The organism is Plantibacter cousiniae (nom. nud.) (genome assembly GCF_977070315.1).
Genome location: NZ_CDRVEU010000010.1, coordinates 115,240 through 136,212, shown reverse-complemented (window position 1 = coordinate 136,212; position 20,973 = coordinate 115,240). Strand labels below are relative to the sequence as shown.

Annotated in this window: 18 protein-coding genes; 8 read left to right on the top strand and 10 right to left on the bottom strand. The window is 59.9% G+C overall.

The annotated features are described in order from the left end of the window. The first annotated feature begins 9 nt into the window (after positions 1-9). Positions 10-2,016, top strand: a complete 2,007-nt coding sequence (locus tag ACW55A_RS19210; protein WP_498811127.1) for a peptidase U32 family protein — start codon at positions 10-12, stop codon at positions 2,014-2,016. A 57-nt stretch (positions 2,017-2,073) separates the two neighbouring features. Here the strand turns inward: ACW55A_RS19210 and ACW55A_RS19205 are convergent, their stop codons facing one another. Beyond that, positions 2,074-2,568 carry a GNAT family N-acetyltransferase gene (locus tag ACW55A_RS19205; protein ID WP_455808658.1) on the bottom strand — a complete coding sequence of 165 codons (495 nt, stop codon included), beginning with the start codon at positions 2,566-2,568 and terminating at the stop codon, positions 2,074-2,076. Positions 2,569-3,285: 717 nt separating this feature from the next. On the opposite strand from ACW55A_RS19205, the gene nirB reads away from it, so the two are divergent. Then, a complete protein-coding gene (gene nirB, locus ACW55A_RS19200; RefSeq protein WP_499140590.1) occupies positions 3,286-5,847 on the top strand; it encodes a nitrite reductase large subunit NirB in 2,562 nt (853 codons plus the stop codon). Beyond that, positions 5,847-6,233, top strand: coding sequence for a nitrite reductase small subunit NirD (gene nirD / locus ACW55A_RS19195; protein WP_003435908.1), 387 nt, complete (start codon positions 5,847-5,849; stop codon positions 6,231-6,233). The genes nirB and nirD overlap by 1 nt, the downstream gene beginning before the upstream one ends. A gap of 68 nt (positions 6,234-6,301) precedes the next feature. Here the strand turns inward: nirD and ACW55A_RS19190 are convergent, their stop codons facing one another. After that, positions 6,302-7,300, bottom strand: a complete 999-nt coding sequence (locus ACW55A_RS19190) for an alpha/beta fold hydrolase (protein ID WP_455808656.1) — start codon at positions 7,298-7,300, stop codon at positions 6,302-6,304. Between the two features lie 216 nt (positions 7,301-7,516). Here ACW55A_RS19190 and ACW55A_RS19185 point away from each other — a divergent pair, with 216 nt between their 5' ends. After that, positions 7,517-8,446, top strand: a complete 930-nt coding sequence (locus ACW55A_RS19185) for a LysR family transcriptional regulator (RefSeq protein WP_003371946.1) — start codon at positions 7,517-7,519, stop codon at positions 8,444-8,446. On the opposite strand, the gene pstB is transcribed toward ACW55A_RS19185, so the two are convergent. The 4 genes from pstB to pstS all read right to left on the bottom strand — a co-directional run bounded on the left by pstB (position 8,447) and on the right by pstS (position 12,203). Further along, positions 8,447-9,226, bottom strand: coding sequence for a phosphate ABC transporter ATP-binding protein PstB (pstB, locus tag ACW55A_RS19180; protein WP_002553918.1), 780 nt, complete (start codon positions 9,224-9,226; stop codon positions 8,447-8,449). Then, positions 9,226-10,110: a phosphate ABC transporter permease PstA gene (gene pstA / locus ACW55A_RS19175; RefSeq protein ID WP_003435912.1), complete on the bottom strand. Its 885-nt coding sequence runs from the start codon at positions 10,108-10,110 to the stop codon at positions 9,226-9,228. Before pstA ends, pstB begins: the two co-directional genes overlap by 1 nt. Further along, positions 10,107-11,102: a phosphate ABC transporter permease subunit PstC gene (gene pstC, locus ACW55A_RS19170; protein WP_003371940.1), complete on the bottom strand. Its 996-nt coding sequence runs from the start codon at positions 11,100-11,102 to the stop codon at positions 10,107-10,109. Before pstC ends, pstA begins: the two co-directional genes overlap by 4 nt. A gap of 81 nt (positions 11,103-11,183) precedes the next feature. Beyond that, the gene (gene pstS, locus ACW55A_RS19165) at positions 11,184-12,203 is read right to left on the bottom strand and encodes a phosphate ABC transporter substrate-binding protein PstS (RefSeq protein WP_003371938.1); all 1,020 of its coding nucleotides are present in this window, start codon (positions 12,201-12,203) and stop codon (positions 11,184-11,186) included. A 519-nt stretch (positions 12,204-12,722) separates the two neighbouring features. Between pstS and ACW55A_RS19160 the strand changes: the two genes are divergently transcribed. Next, positions 12,723-13,010: a hypothetical protein gene (locus ACW55A_RS19160; RefSeq protein WP_003371935.1), complete on the top strand. Its 288-nt coding sequence runs from the start codon at positions 12,723-12,725 to the stop codon at positions 13,008-13,010. Between the two features lie 110 nt (positions 13,011-13,120). After that, positions 13,121-13,423 (top strand): hypothetical protein, encoded by a 303-nt coding sequence (locus ACW55A_RS19155; RefSeq protein ID WP_058396314.1) that lies wholly within the window; start codon positions 13,121-13,123, stop codon positions 13,421-13,423. Here ACW55A_RS19155 and ACW55A_RS19150 read toward each other — a convergent pair. Beyond that, the gene (locus tag ACW55A_RS19150) at positions 13,399-15,102 is read right to left on the bottom strand and encodes a VRR-NUC domain-containing protein (protein WP_455808655.1); all 1,704 of its coding nucleotides are present in this window, start codon (positions 15,100-15,102) and stop codon (positions 13,399-13,401) included. The two genes, ACW55A_RS19155 and ACW55A_RS19150, sit on opposite strands and share 25 nt — an antisense overlap. A 168-nt stretch (positions 15,103-15,270) precedes the next feature. Here ACW55A_RS19150 and ACW55A_RS19145 point away from each other — a divergent pair, with 168 nt between their 5' ends. Beyond that, positions 15,271-15,789 carry a nucleoside 2-deoxyribosyltransferase gene (locus tag ACW55A_RS19145; RefSeq protein WP_003371929.1) on the top strand — a complete coding sequence of 173 codons (519 nt, stop codon included), beginning with the start codon at positions 15,271-15,273 and terminating at the stop codon, positions 15,787-15,789. 9 nt (positions 15,790-15,798) lie between these two features. On the opposite strand, the gene ACW55A_RS19140 is transcribed toward ACW55A_RS19145, so the two are convergent. Beyond that, positions 15,799-16,701: a LysR family transcriptional regulator gene (locus tag ACW55A_RS19140; protein ID WP_044308784.1), complete on the bottom strand. Its 903-nt coding sequence runs from the start codon at positions 16,699-16,701 to the stop codon at positions 15,799-15,801. Positions 16,702-16,807: 106 nt separating this feature from the next. Between ACW55A_RS19140 and ACW55A_RS19135 the strand changes: the two genes are divergently transcribed. Further along, the gene (locus ACW55A_RS19135) at positions 16,808-17,896 is read left to right on the top strand and encodes an AbrB family transcriptional regulator (RefSeq protein ID WP_455808654.1); all 1,089 of its coding nucleotides are present in this window, start codon (positions 16,808-16,810) and stop codon (positions 17,894-17,896) included. Positions 17,897-17,929: 33 nt separating this feature from the next. On the opposite strand, the gene ACW55A_RS19130 is transcribed toward ACW55A_RS19135, so the two are convergent. Together ACW55A_RS19130 and ACW55A_RS19125 are read right to left on the bottom strand one after the other, a co-directional pair. Then, the gene (locus ACW55A_RS19130; RefSeq protein WP_003371923.1) at positions 17,930-19,174 is read right to left on the bottom strand and encodes a D-mannose isomerase; all 1,245 of its coding nucleotides are present in this window, start codon (positions 19,172-19,174) and stop codon (positions 17,930-17,932) included. Between the two features lie 125 nt (positions 19,175-19,299). After that, on the bottom strand, positions 19,300-20,925 hold the full coding sequence (locus ACW55A_RS19125) for a methyl-accepting chemotaxis protein (protein ID WP_003435918.1): 1,626 nt from the start codon (positions 20,923-20,925) through the stop codon (positions 19,300-19,302). Positions 20,926-20,973: the final 48 nt, after the last annotated feature.

The window sequence follows — 20,973 nt, the reverse complement described above, 5'->3', positions numbered from 1 at the left end:
CCCGTTGCCATGTCGTTACCCAAGCACCACCTGGAATTGCTCAGCCCTGCACGGGATGTGACCATCGCCCGTGAAGCCATCCTGCATGGTGCCGATACGGTGTATATCGGCGGGCCGAGCTTTGGTGCGCGGCACAATGCCTGTAACGAGGTCAGCGACATTGCCGAGCTGGTCAAATTCGCGCACCGCTACCACGCGCGGATCTTTACCACCATCAACACCATCCTCCATGACGACGAGCTGGAGCCCGCGCGCAAGCTGATTCACCAGCTCTACGACGCCGGCGTGGACGCGTTGATCGTGCAGGACCTCGGGGTGATGGAGATGGACATTCCGCCCATCGAGCTGCACGCCAGCACGCAAACCGATATTCGCACCCTGAGCCGGGCGAAGTTTCTCGATCAGGCCGGTTTTTCGCAGCTGGTGCTGGCCCGGGAACTGAATCTGCAGGAAATCCGCGCAATCGCCGATGAAACCGATGCGGCCATCGAATTCTTCATCCACGGCGCCCTGTGCGTGGCGTTCTCCGGGCAGTGCAATATTTCCCACGCGCAAAACGGCCGCAGCGCCAACCGTGGCGACTGCTCGCAGGCCTGCCGCCTGCCGTACACCCTCAAGGATGATCAGGGTCGCGTTGTGGCCTTCGAAAAGCACCTGTTGTCGATGAAAGACAACAATCAGAGCGCCAACCTGCGTGCTTTGGTGGACGCCGGCGTGCGCTCGTTCAAGATCGAAGGGCGCTACAAGGATGCGGGCTACGTAAAAAACATCACGGCCTATTATCGCCAGCGTCTGGACGAGATTCTCGAAGACCGCACGGACCTCGCACCCGCTTCCAGCGGCCGTACCGCGCACTTTTTCGTGCCGGACCCGGAAAAGACCTTTCATCGCGGCAGCACCGATTATTTCGTCAGCGACCGCAAGATCGACATCGGCGCGTTCGACACGCCAACCTTCACCGGTCTGGCGGTGGGCACCGTTGAAAAGCTCGGCAAGCGCGACCTGATCGCCGTGACCCACGAGCCGCTGTCCAACGGCGACGGCCTCAATGTGCAGATCAAGCGTGAAGTGGTGGGCTTCCGTGCCAACATCGCCGAACTCAAGGGCGAGTTCGAAGAGGACGGCCAGAAGCGCTGGCGCTATCGCGTAGAGCCCAACGAGATGCCCGCAGCGCTGTCGCGCGTACGCCCCAATCATCCGCTGAACCGCAACCTGGACCACAACTGGCAACAGGCGCTGCTCAAGACCTCGGCCGAACGTCGTATCGGCGTTCAGTGGCAGGTTACGCTGCGCGAAGATCACTTGAGCCTGGAAGCCACCAGCGAAGAAGGCGTGAGCGTCACGGTCGGTCTCGATGGACCGTTTGGCGCGGCCAACAAGCCCGAACAGGCGCTGGATCAGTTGCGTGACCTGCTCACTCAACTGGGCACCACGATCTATCATGCCCAGGACGTCAGGCTTGACGCGCCACAGGCGTTCTTCGTACCCAACTCGCAGCTCAAGACCCTGCGCCGCGACGCCATCGAGGCACTGACCGAAGCGCGAATCAAGGCTCATCCGCGCGGTGGCCGCAAGGCGGAGACGACCCCGCCACCGGTGTACCCGGAGTCGCATCTGTCTTTTCTGGCCAACGTCTACAACCAGAAGGCTCGCGACTTCTATCATCGCCACGGCGTACAGCTGATCGACGCGGCCTACGAGGCCCACGAAGAGACCGGCGAAGTGCCCGTGATGATCACCAAGCATTGCCTGCGCTTCTCGTTCAACCTGTGCCCGAAACAGGCCAAAGGTGTGACGGGCGTGCGCACCAAGGTCGCGCCGATGCAACTGGTGCACGGTGATGAAGTGTTGACCCTCAAGTTCGATTGCAAGCCTTGCGAAATGCACGTGATCGGCAAGATGAAAGGTCACATTCTCGACTTGCCGCTCCCCGGCAGCGCGGCGGCCAAATCGGTGGTCGGCCATATCACACCGGAAGACCTGCTCAAGACTGCGCGTCAGCGTTCTCCGCACTGATCGGTACAAGGGGGTTGGCGCCCTGCCAGCCCCCTTTCGTCTTCTGACAAAGCCCTCTTAAAGAACGCGCTCCATATGGGTCGTCTTCCACACCGGATCGCTCTCCACATCGGTCACGGCAAAGCCCTGTTTCTCCCAGAAACGGATCGCGCCGGGCAGAAACGGATGGGTATGCAGGTACAAAACCTCTATGCCACCTGCCTCGGCATGGGCCCAGAGCGCCTGACATAAACGGCTGGCCAGCCCGTCGCCGCGAAACTCCGGCGCGACGAACAGGCGCACGATCTCAACGGTTCTGCGCCCGCGATAATCGAGCTGCGGGAAACGATGATCAAACGGCAGGTAGCCCACAGCCGCGATGATATGACCTTCACTGCGGGCGATCAGAAACTTGCCGTCCTCCCCGTCCAGATACACCTGCTCGAAACCGGCCAGATCGGGCGGAACGGTGACAGTGTCGAGCAAGGGAAAGATTCCGGCACGCGCACGCATGACGAAATCGACGGTGTGCGGGATCTCGGAGGGGTGTACCTCAGTAATAGTGATGTTCATGAGCACGGACTTATTGGGGGAATTGCAGGGTGATACAAATGTTACGCCAGACTTGGGCTTTTGAACGCACGGTTTAACTACACCCACGCGGAGCGTGAGGAACGACAAGTGTCGATTTCGCATCGACCCGGAACTCGGCGTTCAGACCACCGCATTCTGTGCAGGAGCGAACTTGTTCGCGAAGAGGCCGGTACAACTTAAGGAAATGCGTCGTCTTACCCGCCGTCTTCGCGAACAATGAGGATCGCCGCCCCGGTCGCTCCTACGCCCTGCGGGCAGAATCAATGACAGACCGCAGGCACGCCGTTATCGTGCCCACGCTCCGCGCACGGCGCACGGCGCACAGCTTTACAGCGCAAACCCTTCGATGCGCACCAATGCAAGGCAGGAAAATCATGCGCCGGAAGCCGTCGTAAACGCTGCGCAACCTTGCGTGCATTGCCAATTCGGGCTTGGAGCGCTGCCGACGCAAGCTGGCACAACCTCTGCATAATCCTCAACAACCCCACCATGAATGTGGTCGGGCCGCCCCGGTTGATCGACGTGGATCGCCAGTCTCGCAGAGACCAGAGGGCTACTCGGGTGCTTCCGGCAACGTGGCTCGATGGCACCCCCGAATACCCAATAAGACAACAGGCAAAGGCGCCTGGAACCGAACGGTTCCGGGCGCTTTTTTTTTGCTTTGAAAAACCTGATTGGCCTCGGCCGGGACTCGCTATGAACACCACAGTCTTCCCCCTCAACGATGTAAAAACCCTGATCGTCGTCGGTAATGGCATGGTCGGGCATCATTGCGTCGAGCAGTTGATCGCAGGCGGCGCACTCGAACGCTATCGCATCCACGTCTTTGGCGAGGAAACACAGCGCGCCTATGACCGCGTGCACCTGTCCGAATACTTCACAGGCCGCGACGCCGAATCGCTGGCCATGAGCGAGATGTCTGTCTACGAACAACCCGGCCTGACGTTGCACCTCGGCGTACCGGTGCTGGAAATCGATCGTGATCGTCACGAAATCATCACCGCCGAAGGCTGCTTCGGTTACGACAAACTGATCCTGGCCACGGGCTCCTACCCGTTCGTACCGCCTATCGAAGGCGCGCGGGGCAATTCCCGGCTGGTCTATCGCACACTCGAGGATCTGGACAGCATTCGCTATGCCGCGTCGAAGGCCCGACGAGGCGTAGTGGTCGGCGGCGGTCTGCTCGGACTCGAAGCGGCCAATGCGCTTAAATCCCTGGGGCTGGAAGCCCATGTCGTCGAGTTCGCGCCGCGTCTCATGCCGGTGCAACTGGACGACCTCGGTGGCGCTGCATTGAAGGCGCGTATCGAAGCGCTGGGCGTCGGCGTGCATTTGTCCCGCGCCACGCAGTCGATCAGCGACGGCAAGCAGTACCGCTATCGGATGAACTTCGCCAACGACGAGTTTCTCGAGACCGACCTGATCGTGTTCTCCGCAGGTATTCGTCCGCAAGACGCCCTGGCCCGTCAGTGTGAGCTGGCGCTCGGCCCACGCGGTGGCATCGCAATCGACGAGCATTGCCGCACCAGCGACGTTGATATCTATGCCATCGGCGAATGCGCAGCCTGGAACGGCAGCGTGTTCGGCCTGGTCGCGCCCGGCTATCAAATGGCCCGCGGCGTGGCAGCACAGTTGTGCGAACAGGATACCGACGCGTTCTTCGGCGCCGACATGTCCACCAAGCTCAAGTTGCTGGGTGTGGATGTCGGCTCCATCGGTGATGCGCACGGTGCGCTGGCCGGGGCCGTCAGTTATCGCTTCATTGATGAAGCCACCGCCAGCTACCGTCGCCTGGTGGTGTCGGCCGATGGCAAGCAGGTACTCGGCGCTGTGCTGGTCGGCGATAACAGCTATTACGACACGCTGCTGCAGTATGCGCAGAACGGCATCCCGCTGCCCGCCGATCCATCGAGCCTGATTCTGCCGCGTGGCGAAGGCGCGCCGACGCTGGGCGCCGATGCCCTGCCCGCCACAGCGACCATCTGCTCCTGTCATAACGTCAGCAAAGGCGCCGTGTGCTCGGCCATCGACAATGGGTGCACCGATCTGGTCGCAATCAAGTCCTGCACCAAGGCCGCCACCGGCTGCGGCGGTTGCACCGCACTGCTCAAACAGGTTTTCGAGCATGAACTGGTGGCCCGCGGCGTGGCGGTCGATAAAAGCCTGTGTGAACACTTCGCTCATACCCGCCAGGAGTTGTACTCGATGGTCCGCGTCGAAGGCATCGAAACCTTTGACGAACTGCTGACTCGCCATGGCAAAGGCGCGCATGGTTGCGACATCTGCAAGCCCGCAGTCGGCTCGATCCTGGCGTCGTGCTGGAACCGCCCCATCACCGAGCCTTCGCTGGTGCCTCTGCAGGACACCAACGATACGTTCATGGCCAACATGCAGAAAAACGGCACCTACTCGGTGGTGCCACGTATTCCGGGTGGCGAGATTACCCCTGACGGCCTGATAGCGATTGGCGCGGTGGCGAAAAAATACGACTTGTACACCAAGATCACCGGCGGCCAGCGCATCGACCTGTTCGGCGCGCAACTGCACGAGTTGCCGGATATCTGGAGCGAGCTGATCGAGGCAGGCTTCGAGACCGGCCATGCCTACGGCAAGTCGACCCGTACGGTTAAATCCTGCGTCGGCAGCACCTGGTGCCGGTACGGCGTGCAGGACAGTGTCGCCATGGCGCTGCGCATCGAGGACCGTTACAAGGGCCTGCGCTCGCCGCACAAACTCAAGTTTGCGGTATCCGGCTGCACCCGCGAATGCGCCGAAGCGCAGAGCAAGGACGTCGGCGTGATTGCCACCGAAAACGGCTGGAACCTTTACCTGTGCGGCAACGGCGGCATGCGTCCGCGTCACGCCGAGCTGTTCGCCACCGATCTGGATGATGAAACCCTGATTCGTTACATCGACCGTTTCCTGATGCTCTACATCCGCACTGCCGACAAGCTGCAGCGTACCTCGGTCTGGCGTGAATCGCTGGAAGGCGGCCTCGACTATCTCAAGGCGGTCATCATCGACGACAGCCTGGGCCTGGCCGCAGAGCTGGAGTCGCAGATGCAACTGGTGGTCAACCGCTACGAATGCGAATGGGCCAACGCCCTCAAGGACCCGGAAAAGCTCAAGCGCTTCCGCACCTTCGTCAACGACGGGCGTGCTGACCCCGACGTGCAGTTCGTCAAGGAACGCGCCCAGCGCCGGCCGGCAAAACCCGAAGAGCTGGCCCTTATCCCGTTGTTCAAGGAGGTGGTGTGATGAACGCGTCTCAGACAATAATCGCCGGCAACAATGCGCCCGCGGCAGCGCAGTTACACTGGCAGCCCCTGTGCGGACGCGCGGATCTGGTTGCCAATTCAGGCGTCGTGGCGTGGCTGGACGGCGCGCAGGTCGCGCTGTTCTACCTGCCCGAAACCGCACAGGGCGAGCAGCTCTTTGCCATCGACAACCGCGATCCCAAATCCGGGGCCAACGTGATCGGGCGTGGTCTGATCGGGCAGATCGCGGGCGAGCTGGTCATCGCCTCGCCGCTGTACAAGCAGCACTTTCGCCTGCACGACGGCAGTTGCATCGAATACCCGGAACAGCGGCTCGACGTCTGGCCGGTGAGGCTCAAGGGTGATCTGGTAGAAATTGCCGTGTAATCGGCAGTGCCGGTCGCAGGCAACCTGGTGGCTGTCGGACCAGGTTGCTGCATGGCATGACGTGCAGCTTATTGAAGCTCGGAGACCAGTGCCTTGTTGAAGCCCTGCGGATCCTCCATCTGCGGGGCATGGCCCTTGCCCTTGAACTCCACCAGCCTGGCGCCTGGAATCATCTGCGTCACCTGCTTGCCCAGTACCTTGTAATTGCCAATCTTTGCCTTGACCTCAGGCGGCGCGATGTCGCTGCCGATGGCAGTGGTATCGGCATCGCCAATCATCAGCACCGTCGGCACCTGCAACCTGGGAAACTCGTAGAACACCGGCTGGGTGAAAATCATGTCGTAGATCAACGCCGAGTTCCAGGCCACGATCTTGTGCCCCGGCCCTTTGTTCAGACCGGCCAGCATGTCGACCCACTTGTCATATTCCGGCTTCCAGCGGCCATCGTAGTAGGTCTTCTGCTCGTAAGCGCGAATACCTTCGGCAGTGGTCTTCAGCTCTCGTTCATACCATCGATCGACGCTGCGATACGGCACGCCGAGTGCTTTCCAGTCTTCCAAACCGATAGGGTTGACCATCACCAGCTTCTCGGTCTGCTTCGGGTACATCAACGCATAACGCGTGGCCAGCATGCCGCCCGTGGAGTGACCGACTACCGACACCTTGTCGATACCCAGTTTTTCCAGCAGCGCATGGGTATTCATCGACAACTGCTGGAAGCTGTACTGGTAGTGCTCCGGCTTGGTCGAGGTGCAGAAACCGATCTGATCCGGTGCGACAACGCGATAGCCCGCAGCGCTCAGCCCCTTGATGGTGTCTTCCCAGGTCGCAGCGCAAAAATTCTTGCCATGCAGCAGCACCGCCGTGCGGCCATTGGCCTTGCCGCTCGGCGCGACGTCCATGTAACCCATTTCCAGCGTCTGGCCCTGGGACTGGAAACTGAATTTATGCAGCGCGTGAGGGTAAGTAAAACCTTCCAGTTGCTGGCCATAACCGGGCGTTTCAGCCAGTGCTGCGCCTGACAGCGTCAGCGACATCAACATACCGGCAATCTTTGCAGCCCGCATAAGGGGCACCTCCTGTAGCTAGGGATCGGGAATCCAAGGCGGTTTTTACGTTAAACCGCATGCCTGCCAGTAGACCCTGTTTCCCCTTACAGATTCGCCCTTTTCCTGCCCGAAGAACCGTAAGCAGACGTTTCATCATGCAGAGGCAAAATGCTGGACGCGTTCTGCGTGGACTGCCTAGACTTGGCCGTCCAGGTCTGATGCCAAGGAACAGCAATGAATCGAAATGAACTGCGCAAGGCCGACATCAACCTGATGGTGGTATTCGAAACATTGATGCAGGAGCGTAACGTCACCCGCGCAGCCGAAAAACTGTTTCTCGGCCAACCTACGATAAGCGCTGCCTTGAATCGCCTGCGCAGTCTGCTCAATGACCCACTGTTCATCCGCGTCGGCCATCGCATGGAACCCACCGCGCGCGCTCACGAGATTCTCAAGCACCTGACGCCTGCGCTGGACGCCATGTCCACAGCGCTCAGCCTGACCACCGACTTCGACCCGTCGGTCAGCAAGATGACCTTTCGCATCGGCCTGACCGATGACGTCGAATTCGGCCTGCTGCCGGCGATGCTCAAGGCCATCCGCCAGGAAGCGCCCGGCGTGGTGATCGTGGTCAAGCACGTCGACTACCTGAATATCTCCGAGGTGCTGATGTCCGGCGATATCACCGTTGGCGTCTGCCTGACCCGTGAACTGCCCGCCAATGCCAAGCGCAAGACGCTGCGTAACGTGCAGCCGAGGCTGGTGCGCGCCGACAAGCCTGCCAGCCCCATGAGCCTGGACGAATACTGCTCGCGCCCACATGTTGTGGTGTCGCACGTCGCGAGTGTCAGCAGTTTCGCCGATGAGTGGCTGACCGCGCTGGGGCGCAAGCGTCAGGTGGTGTTGTCGGTGCCGCAGTTCGCCACCCTGCCCGCATTGATGGCCGGCACCGACATGATTTCGGGGCTGTCCGACTATGCGGCAAAGGCCATGAGCGCATTGGGTTTGCTGTATGACGAGCCACTGCCCTTCCCCACACCGGGGCTGGACCTGTCGATGACGTGGCTGAGTGTGATGGACAGCGACCCTGCCGAGCGTTGGCTGCGCAGCAGGATCGAGGAGTTCATGGGCGAGCGCCAGGAAGCGCCCGCCCTGGCCGGATGATCAGCCGAAACGACCGGTGATGTAATCTTCGGTCTGGGTCTTGGAGGGCTTGGTGAAGATGGTGTCGGTGTCGCCGTGCTCGATCAGTTCACCCATGAACATGAAGGCGGTGTAGTCGGAGCAACGCGCCGCCTGCTGCATGTTGTGAGTCACGATGATCACGGTGAACTGCTCTTTAAGCTCGGTGATCAGCTGTTCGATACGTCCTGTGGAAATCGGGTCAAGTGCCGAGGTCGGCTCGTCGAGCAGCAATACCTGAGGACGCAGCGCGATGGTACGGGCGATGCACAGACGCTGCTGCTGACCGCCGGACAGGCCGGTCGCGCTCTGCTTGAGCTTGTCCTTGACCTCGTCCCACAAGGCCGCGCCACGCAGGGCCTGCTCGACGCGATCTTCCATTTCCCGACGCGACAGTTTTTCGTGGTGCTTGATGGCGTAGGAAATGTTGTCGTAGATCGACATCGGGAACGGCACAGGCTTCTGGAACACCATGCCCACATGACTGCGCAGGCGGTTCATCGAATAGCCTGGGGCCAGGATGTTCTCGCCATTGAGCAGCACTTCACCGCGCGCTTCCTGCTTCGGGTACATCGCGTAGATGCGGTTGAAGACGCGCAGCAGGGTCGATTTACCGCAACCCGACGGGCCGATGATCGCCGTGATGCGCTTCTCGGGGATGGTCATGTCGATGGACTTCAACGACTTCTGGTTGTTGTAGAAAAACTCCAGACCGCGCACTTGGATCTTGGTTTTTTCGTTGGCCAGGGAAAGGTTGTTCATCAGGACGCCCTATTGCGCAGAAGAATTAAGCGAGACAGCAGACTCAGTATCAGTACGAACAACGTCATGACCAGCGCACCGGCCCATGCCAGGGAGTGCCAGTCATCGAACGGGCTCATGGCGTACTGGAAAACCACCACCGGAACACTGGCGATGGGTTTGAGCAGATCGCTGCTCCAGAACTGGTTGCCGAAAGCGGTGAACAGCAGCGGCGCGGTTTCGCCGGTGATGCGTGCCAATGCGAGCAATACGCCGGTTACCACACCAGCCTTGGCCGCGCGAAGGACGATTTGCAGGGTCAGCTTCCATTGCGGCACGCCCAGCGCCAGCGCAGCTTCACGCATGGTCGAGGGTTGCAGTTGCATCATTTCGTCAGTGGTACGCACCACCACAGGGATCACCAGCAATGCCAGCGCCAGCGCACCGGCAATCGCCGAAAAGCCCACCTGATGGCCTGTCACCGCGTTGAGTGGCAGTACCACGACGGTGTAGACGAACAGACCGAGCACAATCGAAGGTGCCGACAGCAGGATGTCGTTGATGAAGCGCACGGCGTTGCCCAGTTTGGTGTAGCGGGCAAACTCGGCCAGCCAGATGCCGGCCATCAGACCGATCGGCGTACCGATCAGCAGGCCGATGCCGGACATCAGCACACTGCCGTAGAACGCGTTGGCCAGTCCACCTTCGGTACCAGGCGGCGGAGTCATGCCGGTGAACAGTTGCAGGTTGAGCGCGTCGATGCCCTTGATGATAGTGGTCAGCAGAATCCACACCAGCCACAGCAGGCCGAAGGCAGTGGCACCACAGCTGAGCACCATCGCAATCTTGTTCTTGATGCTGCGAACCCGATACAGGTGCTCGCTGCCGGTCACATCCTTACTCATAACCCCTCCTTACGCGAAAGGCGCGACAGCATCAGGCGTGCAAGGGCCAGCACGATGAAGGTGACGACGAACAACAGGAAGCCAAGGGCGATCAGTGCCGAACGGTGCAAGTCGGTGTAAGCCTCGTTGAACTCGTTGGCGATCACCGAAGCGATCGAACTGCTCGGCATCATCAGCGAAGCCGAGAACTGATGCGCGTTGCCCAGTACGAAGGTTACCGCCATGGTTTCGCCGAGCGCGCGCCCCAGCCCCAGAAACACACCGCCGACCACGGCCGATCGGGTGTACGGCAGCACGATATCCCAGACCACTTCCCAGGTTGTACCGCCCAGTGCATAGGCCGACTCTTTGAGGGCCACGGGCACGGTGCGGAAGACTTCCTGCATCACCGAGGTAATGAACGGCGTGATCATGATCGCCAGTACGATACCTGCGGTCAGCATGCCGATACCCAACGGCGGCCCTTGGAACATCGGACCGATCAGCGGCAGTGCGCCAAGGTTTTCGGTAATCCACGGCGACAGGTGTTCAGCCATGAACGGGCCGAAGACGAACAGCCCCCACATGCCGTAGATGATCGAAGGGATACCGGCCAGCAGCTCGATGGCCGAGGCGATCGGCATGCGCAACCAGGGCGGCGCCACTTCGGTAAGAAAGATTGCAATGCCGAAACTCACCGGTACGGCGATCAGCAAAGCCAGAAAAGAGGTCACCAGGGTGCCGTAGATCGGAACCAGAGCGCCAAACTTGCCGGCGTTCACGTCCCACTCGGTACTGGTCAGAAAGCCAAACCCGAAAGTCTGGAATGCCAGACTGCCGCCCCACAGGGTCGACAAGGCAATACAACCCAGCAAAGCAAGCACCAGCATCGCTGCAGCCTGCAATGAACGCTTGAACCACAGGTCATGACGATGATCCCGTTTGGCGCGCTTCTCGCCCTCGGACTCACCAGCGGAGACGTTAGCGGACAGGTATTGGGTGTTTTCAGTCATGTTGAGGCCACTCGCAAGGAAAAGCCCCTGTCACCGAGCCGATATCGCGGCTGATGACAGGGGTGGTACGGGTTGAATCACTTACTTGGTGAATTCCGTTTTCCAGTAGCTTTCCACGCGGTCAACCAGCGATTTCGGCAATGCTACATATTCCAGTTTCTCGGCCTGCTTCTGGCCGTTTTCCAGGGACCACTTGAAGAAGTCGAAAGCAGCCGTGCTTTTCTCTTCGTTCTTGGCTTTCTTGTACATGATGATCCAGGTGGTCGCGGTGATCGGCCATGCAGCCTCACCCGGCGCGTTGGTCATGATCAGGTTGAAGTCTTTGGCGCTTGCCCAGTCGGCAGTGTCGGCGGCGGCAGCAAATGCCTTGGCGTCAGGCTTGATGAATTTGCCGGCAGCGTTTTTCAACTGGGTGTAGGACAGTTTGTTGGTGGTTGCGTAGGAGTACTCGACGTAGCCGATCGAACCCTTGATCTGCTTCACGTAGGCCGAAACACCTTCGTTACCCTTGCCGCCCACGCCTGCTGGCCACTGCACGGTCGAACCGAACTTCAGCTTCTCGTTCCACTCCGGGCTGACTTTGCTCAGGTAGTTGGTGAAGTTGTACGTGGTGCCCGAACCGTCCGAACGGTGAACGACGGTGATTGCGGTATCAGGCAGTTTGACGCCCGAGTTCAGCGCAGTGATTGCCGGGTCGTTCCACTTCTTGATGTCGCCCATGAAGATCTTGGCGATGGTTGGACCGTCCAGCTTCAGCTCGCCGCTTTCGACGCCTTCGACGTTGACGATCGGCACGATACCGCCGATCACGCTTGGGAACTGACCCAGGCCGCCGGCCTGCAGATCTTCTGCAGACATCGGGGCGTCGGATGCACCGAAGTCAACGGTCGCAGCCTTGATCTGGGCAATACCACCACCCGAACCGATGGACTGATAGTTGATACGGTTATCCTTGCTCTTGCTGTAGTCCTGGGACCACGCCGAAATAACCGGGTAGACGAAACTCGAACCAGCGCCTGTTACATCAGTCGCGTGAGCCACACCGCTAAGGCACAGCGATGCGATCAGAAGCGACAAGCGTTTTTTAGTCAGCAGAATCACGGTAATACCTCAGTCCAGGAGATTGTGTGGTGGTCCACTTAAGGAGGCCCGAGGCGGATTTAAAACCTCAAATGTTGCTGTTTAATGACAATCCAACGAATCGTGTCGTTAGAGGAACTTTTTTGTAAGTGATTTCCTACGTCGCCAGCTACCAAAACCCCTTCCAAACCCAATGTTTACGGGACATTTTCGACCCGAAAGCCCAAATAGCCTTCTGCCACCACTCATCAGGTAGCGGAATGCCCGCTTCGTTATAAAAATGTAAGAAAGTGTGATTTTAAGAAGCTTTGTAAATGACCGAGTGGTCACGTTATAGCTAAATCAACTTAAAACTTCGCTGTCGACGGCGTTAAGGGGGGGCGTGAATGACCGAAAAGGGCGCGCGATGACTCTCACGGCGGACAGCAACGGCGTAAGCCTTGATGCCTCGAACATATCTACCGTTCGTCGGGTTCGACGGCACCTATGGCCACTGGCCAATGACCAACGTGAGTACTTTAAAACAACGGAGTAATCATCATGATCAAGACCAAACTGACTGCCCTGACTCTTGCTGGCCTGATGGCTGTAGCTTCGGGTGCCGCCTTTGCCGAGTCGACCACCACCCCTGAAACCCCGATCAACAAGAATGCGACCAAACTGCCGGGCACCAATACCCAGCCGATGGACCGCACCTCGTCCGAGACTCCAGGCGCGCAAGCTGAAAGCAAGGAAGCGGCAGCCGAGCGTTCGATGAAGCACGACAACAAGACGACACACGGTACGCACGACAAGAGCACCACCACTGAAAAGACCAAGACTCAGTAATCAGGCGTCTTACGCGGGTAGGACCATGCCCTGCCCGCGGGTCTACCCTTCTCGCGGTACAGTTTCAGTCAACGTACTGTTTCGATCAAAGTACTCACGGAGTTTGCACCATGATCAGGAATAGATTGGGGGCGATAAGCCTGGCGACATTTTTGGCCCTGTCGGCGACCAGTGCGCTTGCAGGTTCGACCGGACCGACCAACCCGGTCAGCGACGGTCCGAAAGTCCCGGGCACCGGAATGGAAAAAAACGTCGACGGCACCAGCCCCGGCGCGCCAGGCACAAGCCCCGGCACCAAAGGCATGGACCCCTTGCCGGGAAATAACGGCAGCGCGGACGACAAGCCTCATGATTCGAAACAGCCCCATGATGCGGATCATCAGGACACTCAGGACGGGCACAAGGCCCCTTGATGACCTGACAGGTCGCTACTGACGCAGGCACTGTTGTCAGTCGCCCATTGCACGTAACACACCTCCACCGGCATGCCATGCTCGGCACAGAAGTCCAGCCAGCGCAGTTGGTTGTCCTGGAGGCGGTCACCCGGCCCCTTGACCTCGATCATTCGATAACGACGCTGCTCCGGAAAAAACTGGATCAGGTCGGGCATCCCGGTCCGGTTGGCTTTTATGTCCTGCAACAGCCGACGAAACCAGCGAAGCAAGTGCTCTGCCGGCAGGCAATGAAGCGCCTGTTCCAGAAGCTCCGGCGTCAGCGCTCCCCAGAATACAAAGGGTGATTGCAGACCGTATTTGCTCTCAAAATGCTCACGAATGGTCGTCAGATATTCATCAGACTCCAGTTGCGTCAGACAGGCATCGAACAACGATGCTCTGCGCTGATAAAAGTCAGGGCTGTACAGGTCACTCGGCGCACTGTGAAACGGATGAAAGAATGCACCCGGCAACGGGGCGAAAATGGCTCGCCAGCACAGCAGCCCGAACAGTGAATTGATCAGCGCATTCTCGACGTAATGCACCTCCCCGCCCTGCTCTTCTTCGAGGTGCATGCGTATCAAACGCTCGACACTCATGCCCGACACTGGCGTGACCTGCACGTCCAGCCGCGCAATGGCCCGCACCGTGCGCTTGCGCGCGGCAGTCAGGCCGAGCTTGCGTTGCAGGCGTGGCAAGACGCGTGACAGGTGCTGGACCTCGGCATCACTTTCCGGAGCGAGACGGGCCTGCTGCGCCAGCGCCAGCGCCGCTGCGTACTCGGCGTTGCGCTCCAGCACGCGGATCTGCCTTGAACGCGCGCCGGGGTAACTCGACTGACGATATACCGCCATCGCCAGAGGCCAGTCCTGCATGCGCTCGGCCTGTTGCCCGATACGAAACAGCAGTTTGCCACGACGCATGAGCAACCACGGGTTGCCGCATTCGATGGCAATGACCCGCTCGGCCAGCGCATGCAGTTCCAGGCAGGTTTCCAGCGCTTCACGACAGGCATGCAATTGCAGGCACACATCGATATCCGCACGCTCGTTGATGCCGCGCGACTCCAGCGAAAACTCGACTTTTTCGTAGCGGTAGATACCCAGGTCAGCCAGCACGAATTCAGACCATTCCTGGTACAGATTGCCGAAGTACAGCAAGCGCAGGCGATCACACAGCGGCATGATCTTCAGGCCGAACACGGCGTCGGGCAACGTCGGATGCCATTGTTCGAGGGACTGCGGCGACGGGTACATGGGCTGCAGGCGCTCGAACCAATCCTGCTTGCGCTCAGGGCCCTTGACCGCGTGATCCTTGAAGCAGTGGCTCAACTCATCCCGACGCAGCAGCTGGAACAACTCGCTCAGGCCCAGTGGCGGAGCGGTGTCGACCCACTCCCGCGCCAGCAGCGGCAATACGGCGTCGTGAGGGTCGCCAATCTCGACATAACCGAGTTTGCTGGCCCGAAACAACACACCCTTGCGCATCACCATGCGCACCAGCAACCCCTGGGCGGGGACCGGCAGCTCGGCAAACTCGCTGATGAAGCGGCGCTCGGTTGCGTCGAGCAGGTCATCGTAGCGCCGGGCAATCCAGTCAAGGACCTGACGGAAGTTTTCCAGGTAGTAAAACGGATTGTCGAGGGGCGAAGTATTCAAGGCCAGCGTTCACATGACAAATGAGCAGACTGAACAAGGATACTGGTTATCCGTACAGATTCCAGTGCAAACGCCTGCTGATCGTGTTCGACCGATCAATGGCATGTATCGCGGGCAGACGGTCGGCCTTAGAATCGGCGCGACAACATCTGCAGCCGAGAGACGAATATGCACGCGCCACTGGTTTATCTCGCAGGCTTCGACGTGTTCAGGACCGATGCCGTGGAACATGGACGCTATCTGAAGGCTCTGTGCGCCGCACACGGACTTGAGGGTCTGTACCCGTTTGACAATGAGGTCACGCACGGACGAACAGCGCATGAAACCGCACAGCAGATTTACTCGATGAATGTCGCGATGATCCACCGCTGCTCAGCGATGCTGGTCAACCTCAACGTATTCCGTGGCCTGGAGCCGGATTCGGGCACGGCCTTCGAAGTCGGTATGGCGGTCGCACTGAACAAGCCAGTGTGGGCGTACTTTGAACCGGTGGCGTCGCTGCGCGAACTGGTTCCCCACGATGAAAACGGTCTCGACGCCAATGGGTTTACGGTTGAAGACTTCGACCTGCCGCGCAACCTGATGCTCGCCTGCAGCTGGGCGGGCACCAGCTCAACCGTGGAGCTGGGTGCAGAGGCGCTGGCAAAGTACCTGAGTGGCTTTCAGGCCCTGCCCACAAGCGGCTGACCGGGGCGGTCAGCCCCACCCCAGAAAGTCCCCGCCGTTATCGCGCAGCATCTGCAACATGCCTTCTGCTGCGGGTGACAGGTAACCGCCCTTGCGCAACGTCACACCAATGGTGCGTTTGAGGGTGGTTTGCTCCAGCGGCACTTCACGCAGGTGCTGCATGGTCTTGCCGAACTCCAGCGACTCGCGGGCAATGAAGCTCAACAGGTTGCTGCGGGCAATCAGTCCCGGCAACAGCGAGATCGAGTTCGCTTCGATCTGCACCGTCGGCAGCGGCAGGCCATGAGCAGCGAAGGTTGCGTCCAGCCATTTGCGCGATGAAACACTCACAGGCGGCAGTACCCAGCGATACGCGCACAGGTCACTCATTTTCAACGACGGCTTGAAGATCGGATGATTTTTGCTGGCGACCACCACGGCTTCGTCCCTGAGTATGGCAAAGCTGGTGACGTCTTCACTGTCGGGCGCTAGCGCGCAAATGATCATGTCCAGTTGACCGGAGCGCAATGATTCGCGCAGCAGGTCATCCTGACCTATCACCAGTTTCAAGGTGACGTCCGGGGTGCGCTGCAACAAGGCCGACGTCAGTTTCGGCATCAAATATTCCGCCATCGTCGCGGCGCAGCCGACCCGAATGTTGCCCACCATGCCACTGGCGAAATCCCGCACCTCGCGCTGGGTCTGGGCAATGCTTTGCTGCAACTCCTTGCCGCGCGCCTGCAGCAACTCGCCCACGGGCGTCAGCTTGATCCTTCGGCCGTCACGTTGAAACAGTCGCGTTCCGAATGACTCCTCGAGGCGCTGAATGCTCTTGGTCAGCGCTGGCTGGCTGCGATTTAGCTTCTCCGCAGCACGTCCGAGATGCCCCAGCTCGGCAATGGTTTCGAAATAGGTGAGATCGCGCAGGTCCATATCTATCAACCAAAGTTATCAATTCATGATTATTAGAAAATAGACTTGATGGGTTGGGAAGTCGATACTGTGTGCATGTGATTCACCCCAATCAAGGAGAACGTCCTTGTCAAACGCTTCACGCTTTTCGCTTTCCTCCCTTTCCCCGCTGACTCAATGGGCGGGTCTGATCCTGATGGCCGGCATTTCCGGGCAACTGCTCAAACTGTTCGATATGCCTGCTGCGATGTTCCTCGGGCCGATGCTGGTCGCCATAGGCTTTGGCGTATCAGGTGCCAGCATCCGCATGCCCAAGCGGGCCTTTCAACTCGGTCAGGGCACGGTCGGCGTGCTGATTGCGCATGCCATGTCGGTCAGTGTGCTGCTCACCGCCCTTCATTCATGGCATGTCATGCTCCTGGCGACCATCCTCACGGTGGTGCTGAGCGCGGCAGTTGGACTGGTGCTGGTGCGCTTTGCCGGCATTCCGAGCAACACGGCAGCCTGGGGCACGTCACCGGGCGCGGCCTCGGCGATGGTCGCGATGTCCGAAGATTACGGTGCCGACTCACGCATTGTCGCCACCATGCAATATGTGCGCGTGGTCTGCGTGGTCACCATCGGCGCGCTGGTCAGCCATTTCATCGGCACCCCGGATTCCGCTGCGGCCCTGCACAGCAGTGCGGCGGTCTTGCCCAGCCTTGACCTTGTTGATCTGGCGCTGAGCCTGGCGGTGATTGCCGCAGGCGTGGCACTCGGCTCGCGTCTCCCGGCAGGTGCCCTGCTGGTGCCGCTGATGCTCGGTGGCGCGCTGCAACTGAGTGGCGTGATGCAGATCAGCGTTCCAGCCTGGTTGCTGCCCATCGCTTACGGTGCCATCGGCTGCTACGTCGGCCTGCGTTTCGATCGGCCAACGGTGCAATACGTCTGGAGACGACTGCCGATGATGATTCTGGCCTCACTGCTGTTGATCGTGCTCTGTGCTGTGTCGGCCTGGCTGATTGCGGTGATGATGGGCAAGGATTATCTCTCGGTATACCTGGCGACCAGCCCGGGCGGCCTGGACACCATGGCCATTATTGCCATCGATACGCATGCCGACGTCGGCTTCGTGCTGGCGATGCAGACCTTGCGCCTGTTCGGCGTGATCCTGACCGGAAGCTTCCTGGCCAGGCAGATCATCCGCCTGACCGACAAACGCATCCCTGCGCTTTGACTTCCGATCTCAAGCTCAACAGACGCTAGCCGTTCATTCCAGCCCCGCCAGGGCGCTGGCCAGGCTAGGTGCCAGCGGCAACACCGGCAATAACGTGGCCTGATAGGCGTGATAAAGGTCCGGCTTGCCGGGCCATATGTCTGCGCTGGGCTCGTTGCGCTCGTTCAGCTCATGGCGCCAACTGCCATGTTCGTGATCGATGAACAGTGTCTCGTTGAACTCCCAGAAACAGCGATACCAGTCTTCATACTGCTGCTCGCCGGTACGTTGCAGCAATGCCGCAGCAGCAGCGGCCGCTTCGCAGTGAGTCCAGTGCAGACGATGACGGACTACCGGCTGGTTCTGCCAGTCGAGGGTGTAAACGATGCCCGGGGCACCGTCGACATCCCAACCGTACCGGCAGGCATTGGCAAACAGTTGGCGGGCGTCGTCCAGCAACCATTCGGGGTTGGCGCGTCCGGCCTGACGGCGTGCAGCCTCCAGATGCAACACCAGCCGGGCCCACTCGAAAGCATGCCCCGGTGTGGTACCGAAGGGCCGGAAACCGTCCGCCGGATTTTCCCGGTTGTAATCGGCCAGCGGCTGCCAGTCCTGGGTGAAATGCTCGACGACCTGAAAATTGTTGGCACCGGCATGCTCGTGGATAACTCGCTCGACGATGCTCAGCGCCCGGTCGAGCCACTGCGCGTCGCCGGTCACATCAGCGAGCGCGAGAAAAGCTTCGGTGCTGTGCATGTTGCTGTTGGCACCGCGGTAGGTCTCTTCATTGCTCCAGTCCCGCGCGAACGACTCACGCATGGCCCCTTCCTGCTCGCTCCAGAAATGCGTCTGGATGATCTGGATAACGTCGGACAGCAATGCCTGCGCCCCAGGCCGCCCCGCCACCACGGCGGAACTGGCCGCCAGGGCAACGAACGCATGCAGATAAGCCTGTTTGTCGGTCTTGCCGCCGTCTTCGAGCGCGGCGCTGAACCAGCCGCCATGTTCGGCATCGTGCAACGGGCCTTGCAACGCGGCGATACCGTGATCGACCAGCGCAGCACAACCGGGAATGCCCTGCGCATGGGCCATGGCAAAACAGTGGGTCATGCGCGCAGTGTTCATGGTTCCTGCGGTGGCACCGACCATCAGCCGACCGTAGTCATCAAGACTGCCAAAGCCGTTGTCCAGTCTGGAGGCCTTGGCGAAGGTCAACAGACGATTGCCTTCCAGGGCCAGCCACTGGTGATGGGCTGGCGAGCGCAGCCAACTGCTGAAGGTTTGATTATTGTTATTCATGAAGCGATGCCGCCCCCTTCGATAAGGTTGTGCCCAGACTGTACCGGAGGTCATTTCGACCGAGGGCATAATGCGCGTCCGGTCGATCGTCGGCAAGCGGACACAACCTGTATCAATGTAGGGTTTTACACCTTGAAGCGTGAGACCACCTGATTCAGGTCAGCGGCCAGACGCGACAATTCATGGCTCGACGCACTGATCTGGTTGGCGCCCTGAGTCGACTGCATGGACAGATCGCGAATGTTGACGATGTTTCGATCAACTTCACGCGACACTTGCGCCTGCTCTTCAGCCGCGCTGGCAATCACCAGATTGCGCTCGGAGATTTGGTTGATCGACGAGGTGATTTCGCTCAAGGACTCACCCGCGCCCTTGGCCAGTGCCAACGTCGAGTCGGCCCGGTCACGGCTGGTGTTCATCGAGTCGAGTGCCTGCGCCGAACCGCTGCGCATGGCGCTGACCATCGAATCGATTTCCAGGGTCGACTGCTGGGTGCGATGCGCCAATGCCCGGACTTCGTCCGCCACCACCGCGAAACCGCGGCCCGACTCGCCTGCACGTGCCGCCTCGATGGCGGCGTTGAGTGCCAACAGGTTGGTCTGCTCGGCAATCGAGCGGATCACGTCCAGCACTTTGCCGATGTCCTGCGACTGATTGGCAAGGTTTTGCACCAGCGTCGAGGTGGCCTGCACGTTGTCGGTCAGCGTCTGGATCGACTGCACCGTCTCGATCACCCGCGTCTGGCCCGCCAGCGCCGAGGTGCTGGACTGGTTTGAGGCGTCCGATGTGGACACGGCATTACGCGCAACTTCTTCTACTGCCGAGGTCATTTCGTTGATCGCCGTGGCGGCCTGATCGATCTCCGCATTCTGTTGGTTCAGCCCGCGGTAGCTGTCTTCGGTGACCGAGTTGAGCTCGGTGGCGGCCGATGCCAGTTGCGTGGCCGAACTGCCGATGTGGCGCATCGCTTCACGCAGATTGATCTGCATCGTCGCCAGGGCACGCAACAGCCGGGTGACTTCGTCTTCGCCATCGACCTCGATGGTATGGGTCAGGTCGCCGTTGGCAACCTGCTCGGCGGCGGTGACCGCGCGCTGCAGAGGACCGACGATGCTGCGGGTCAGCCAGAGTGCCAGGCCGATGGTGCACAGCGCGGCAATCACCACGAAGATAATGACGATATCGCGCGACTTACCGTACTGGGCTTCGGCGGACTTGCCTTCCGCATCGACCCTGGTGACATAAAAGTCGGCCAGATCACCGAGTTGCTTGCCGGAACCGTCGACGATCTGCTTCATGTCGACCAGCAGCAGCTTGTTCAGTCCGACGCTATCGCCCTGGCCAGCCAGTACAAATGAGCGGTCCAGCGCACTGCGGTATTGGCCCATGGTCACCATGAACTGGTCGGTCAGCGACTTCTCTTCCGGGGTGTCGACAAAGGTCTTGAGAATGGCCAGCTTCTTGTCCAGATCGCCCAGACGTACGTCCAGCTGACCACGGTAGGTCGGAATGCTCGCAGGATCGGTGTCCAGCGCCATGCGCAGGGAAATGGTCCGAATGCGCAGCATGATCTCGCGGATATCGTTGACCACTCGCATGCTGGGCAGCCAGTTGGTCTCCACCGCCACTTCACTCTGGCGAATGGTCGACATCTGTGCCAGCGCAAACCACCCCAGCAATGCCACCAACAGGGAAATGAGAGTAAAACCCAGACCGGCACGACGAGCGATAGTGAGTTTGCGTAGATTCATGACCAGAGCTCTTTATATTTTTTTGGAGGACGGTGTCCGACTCGAAGT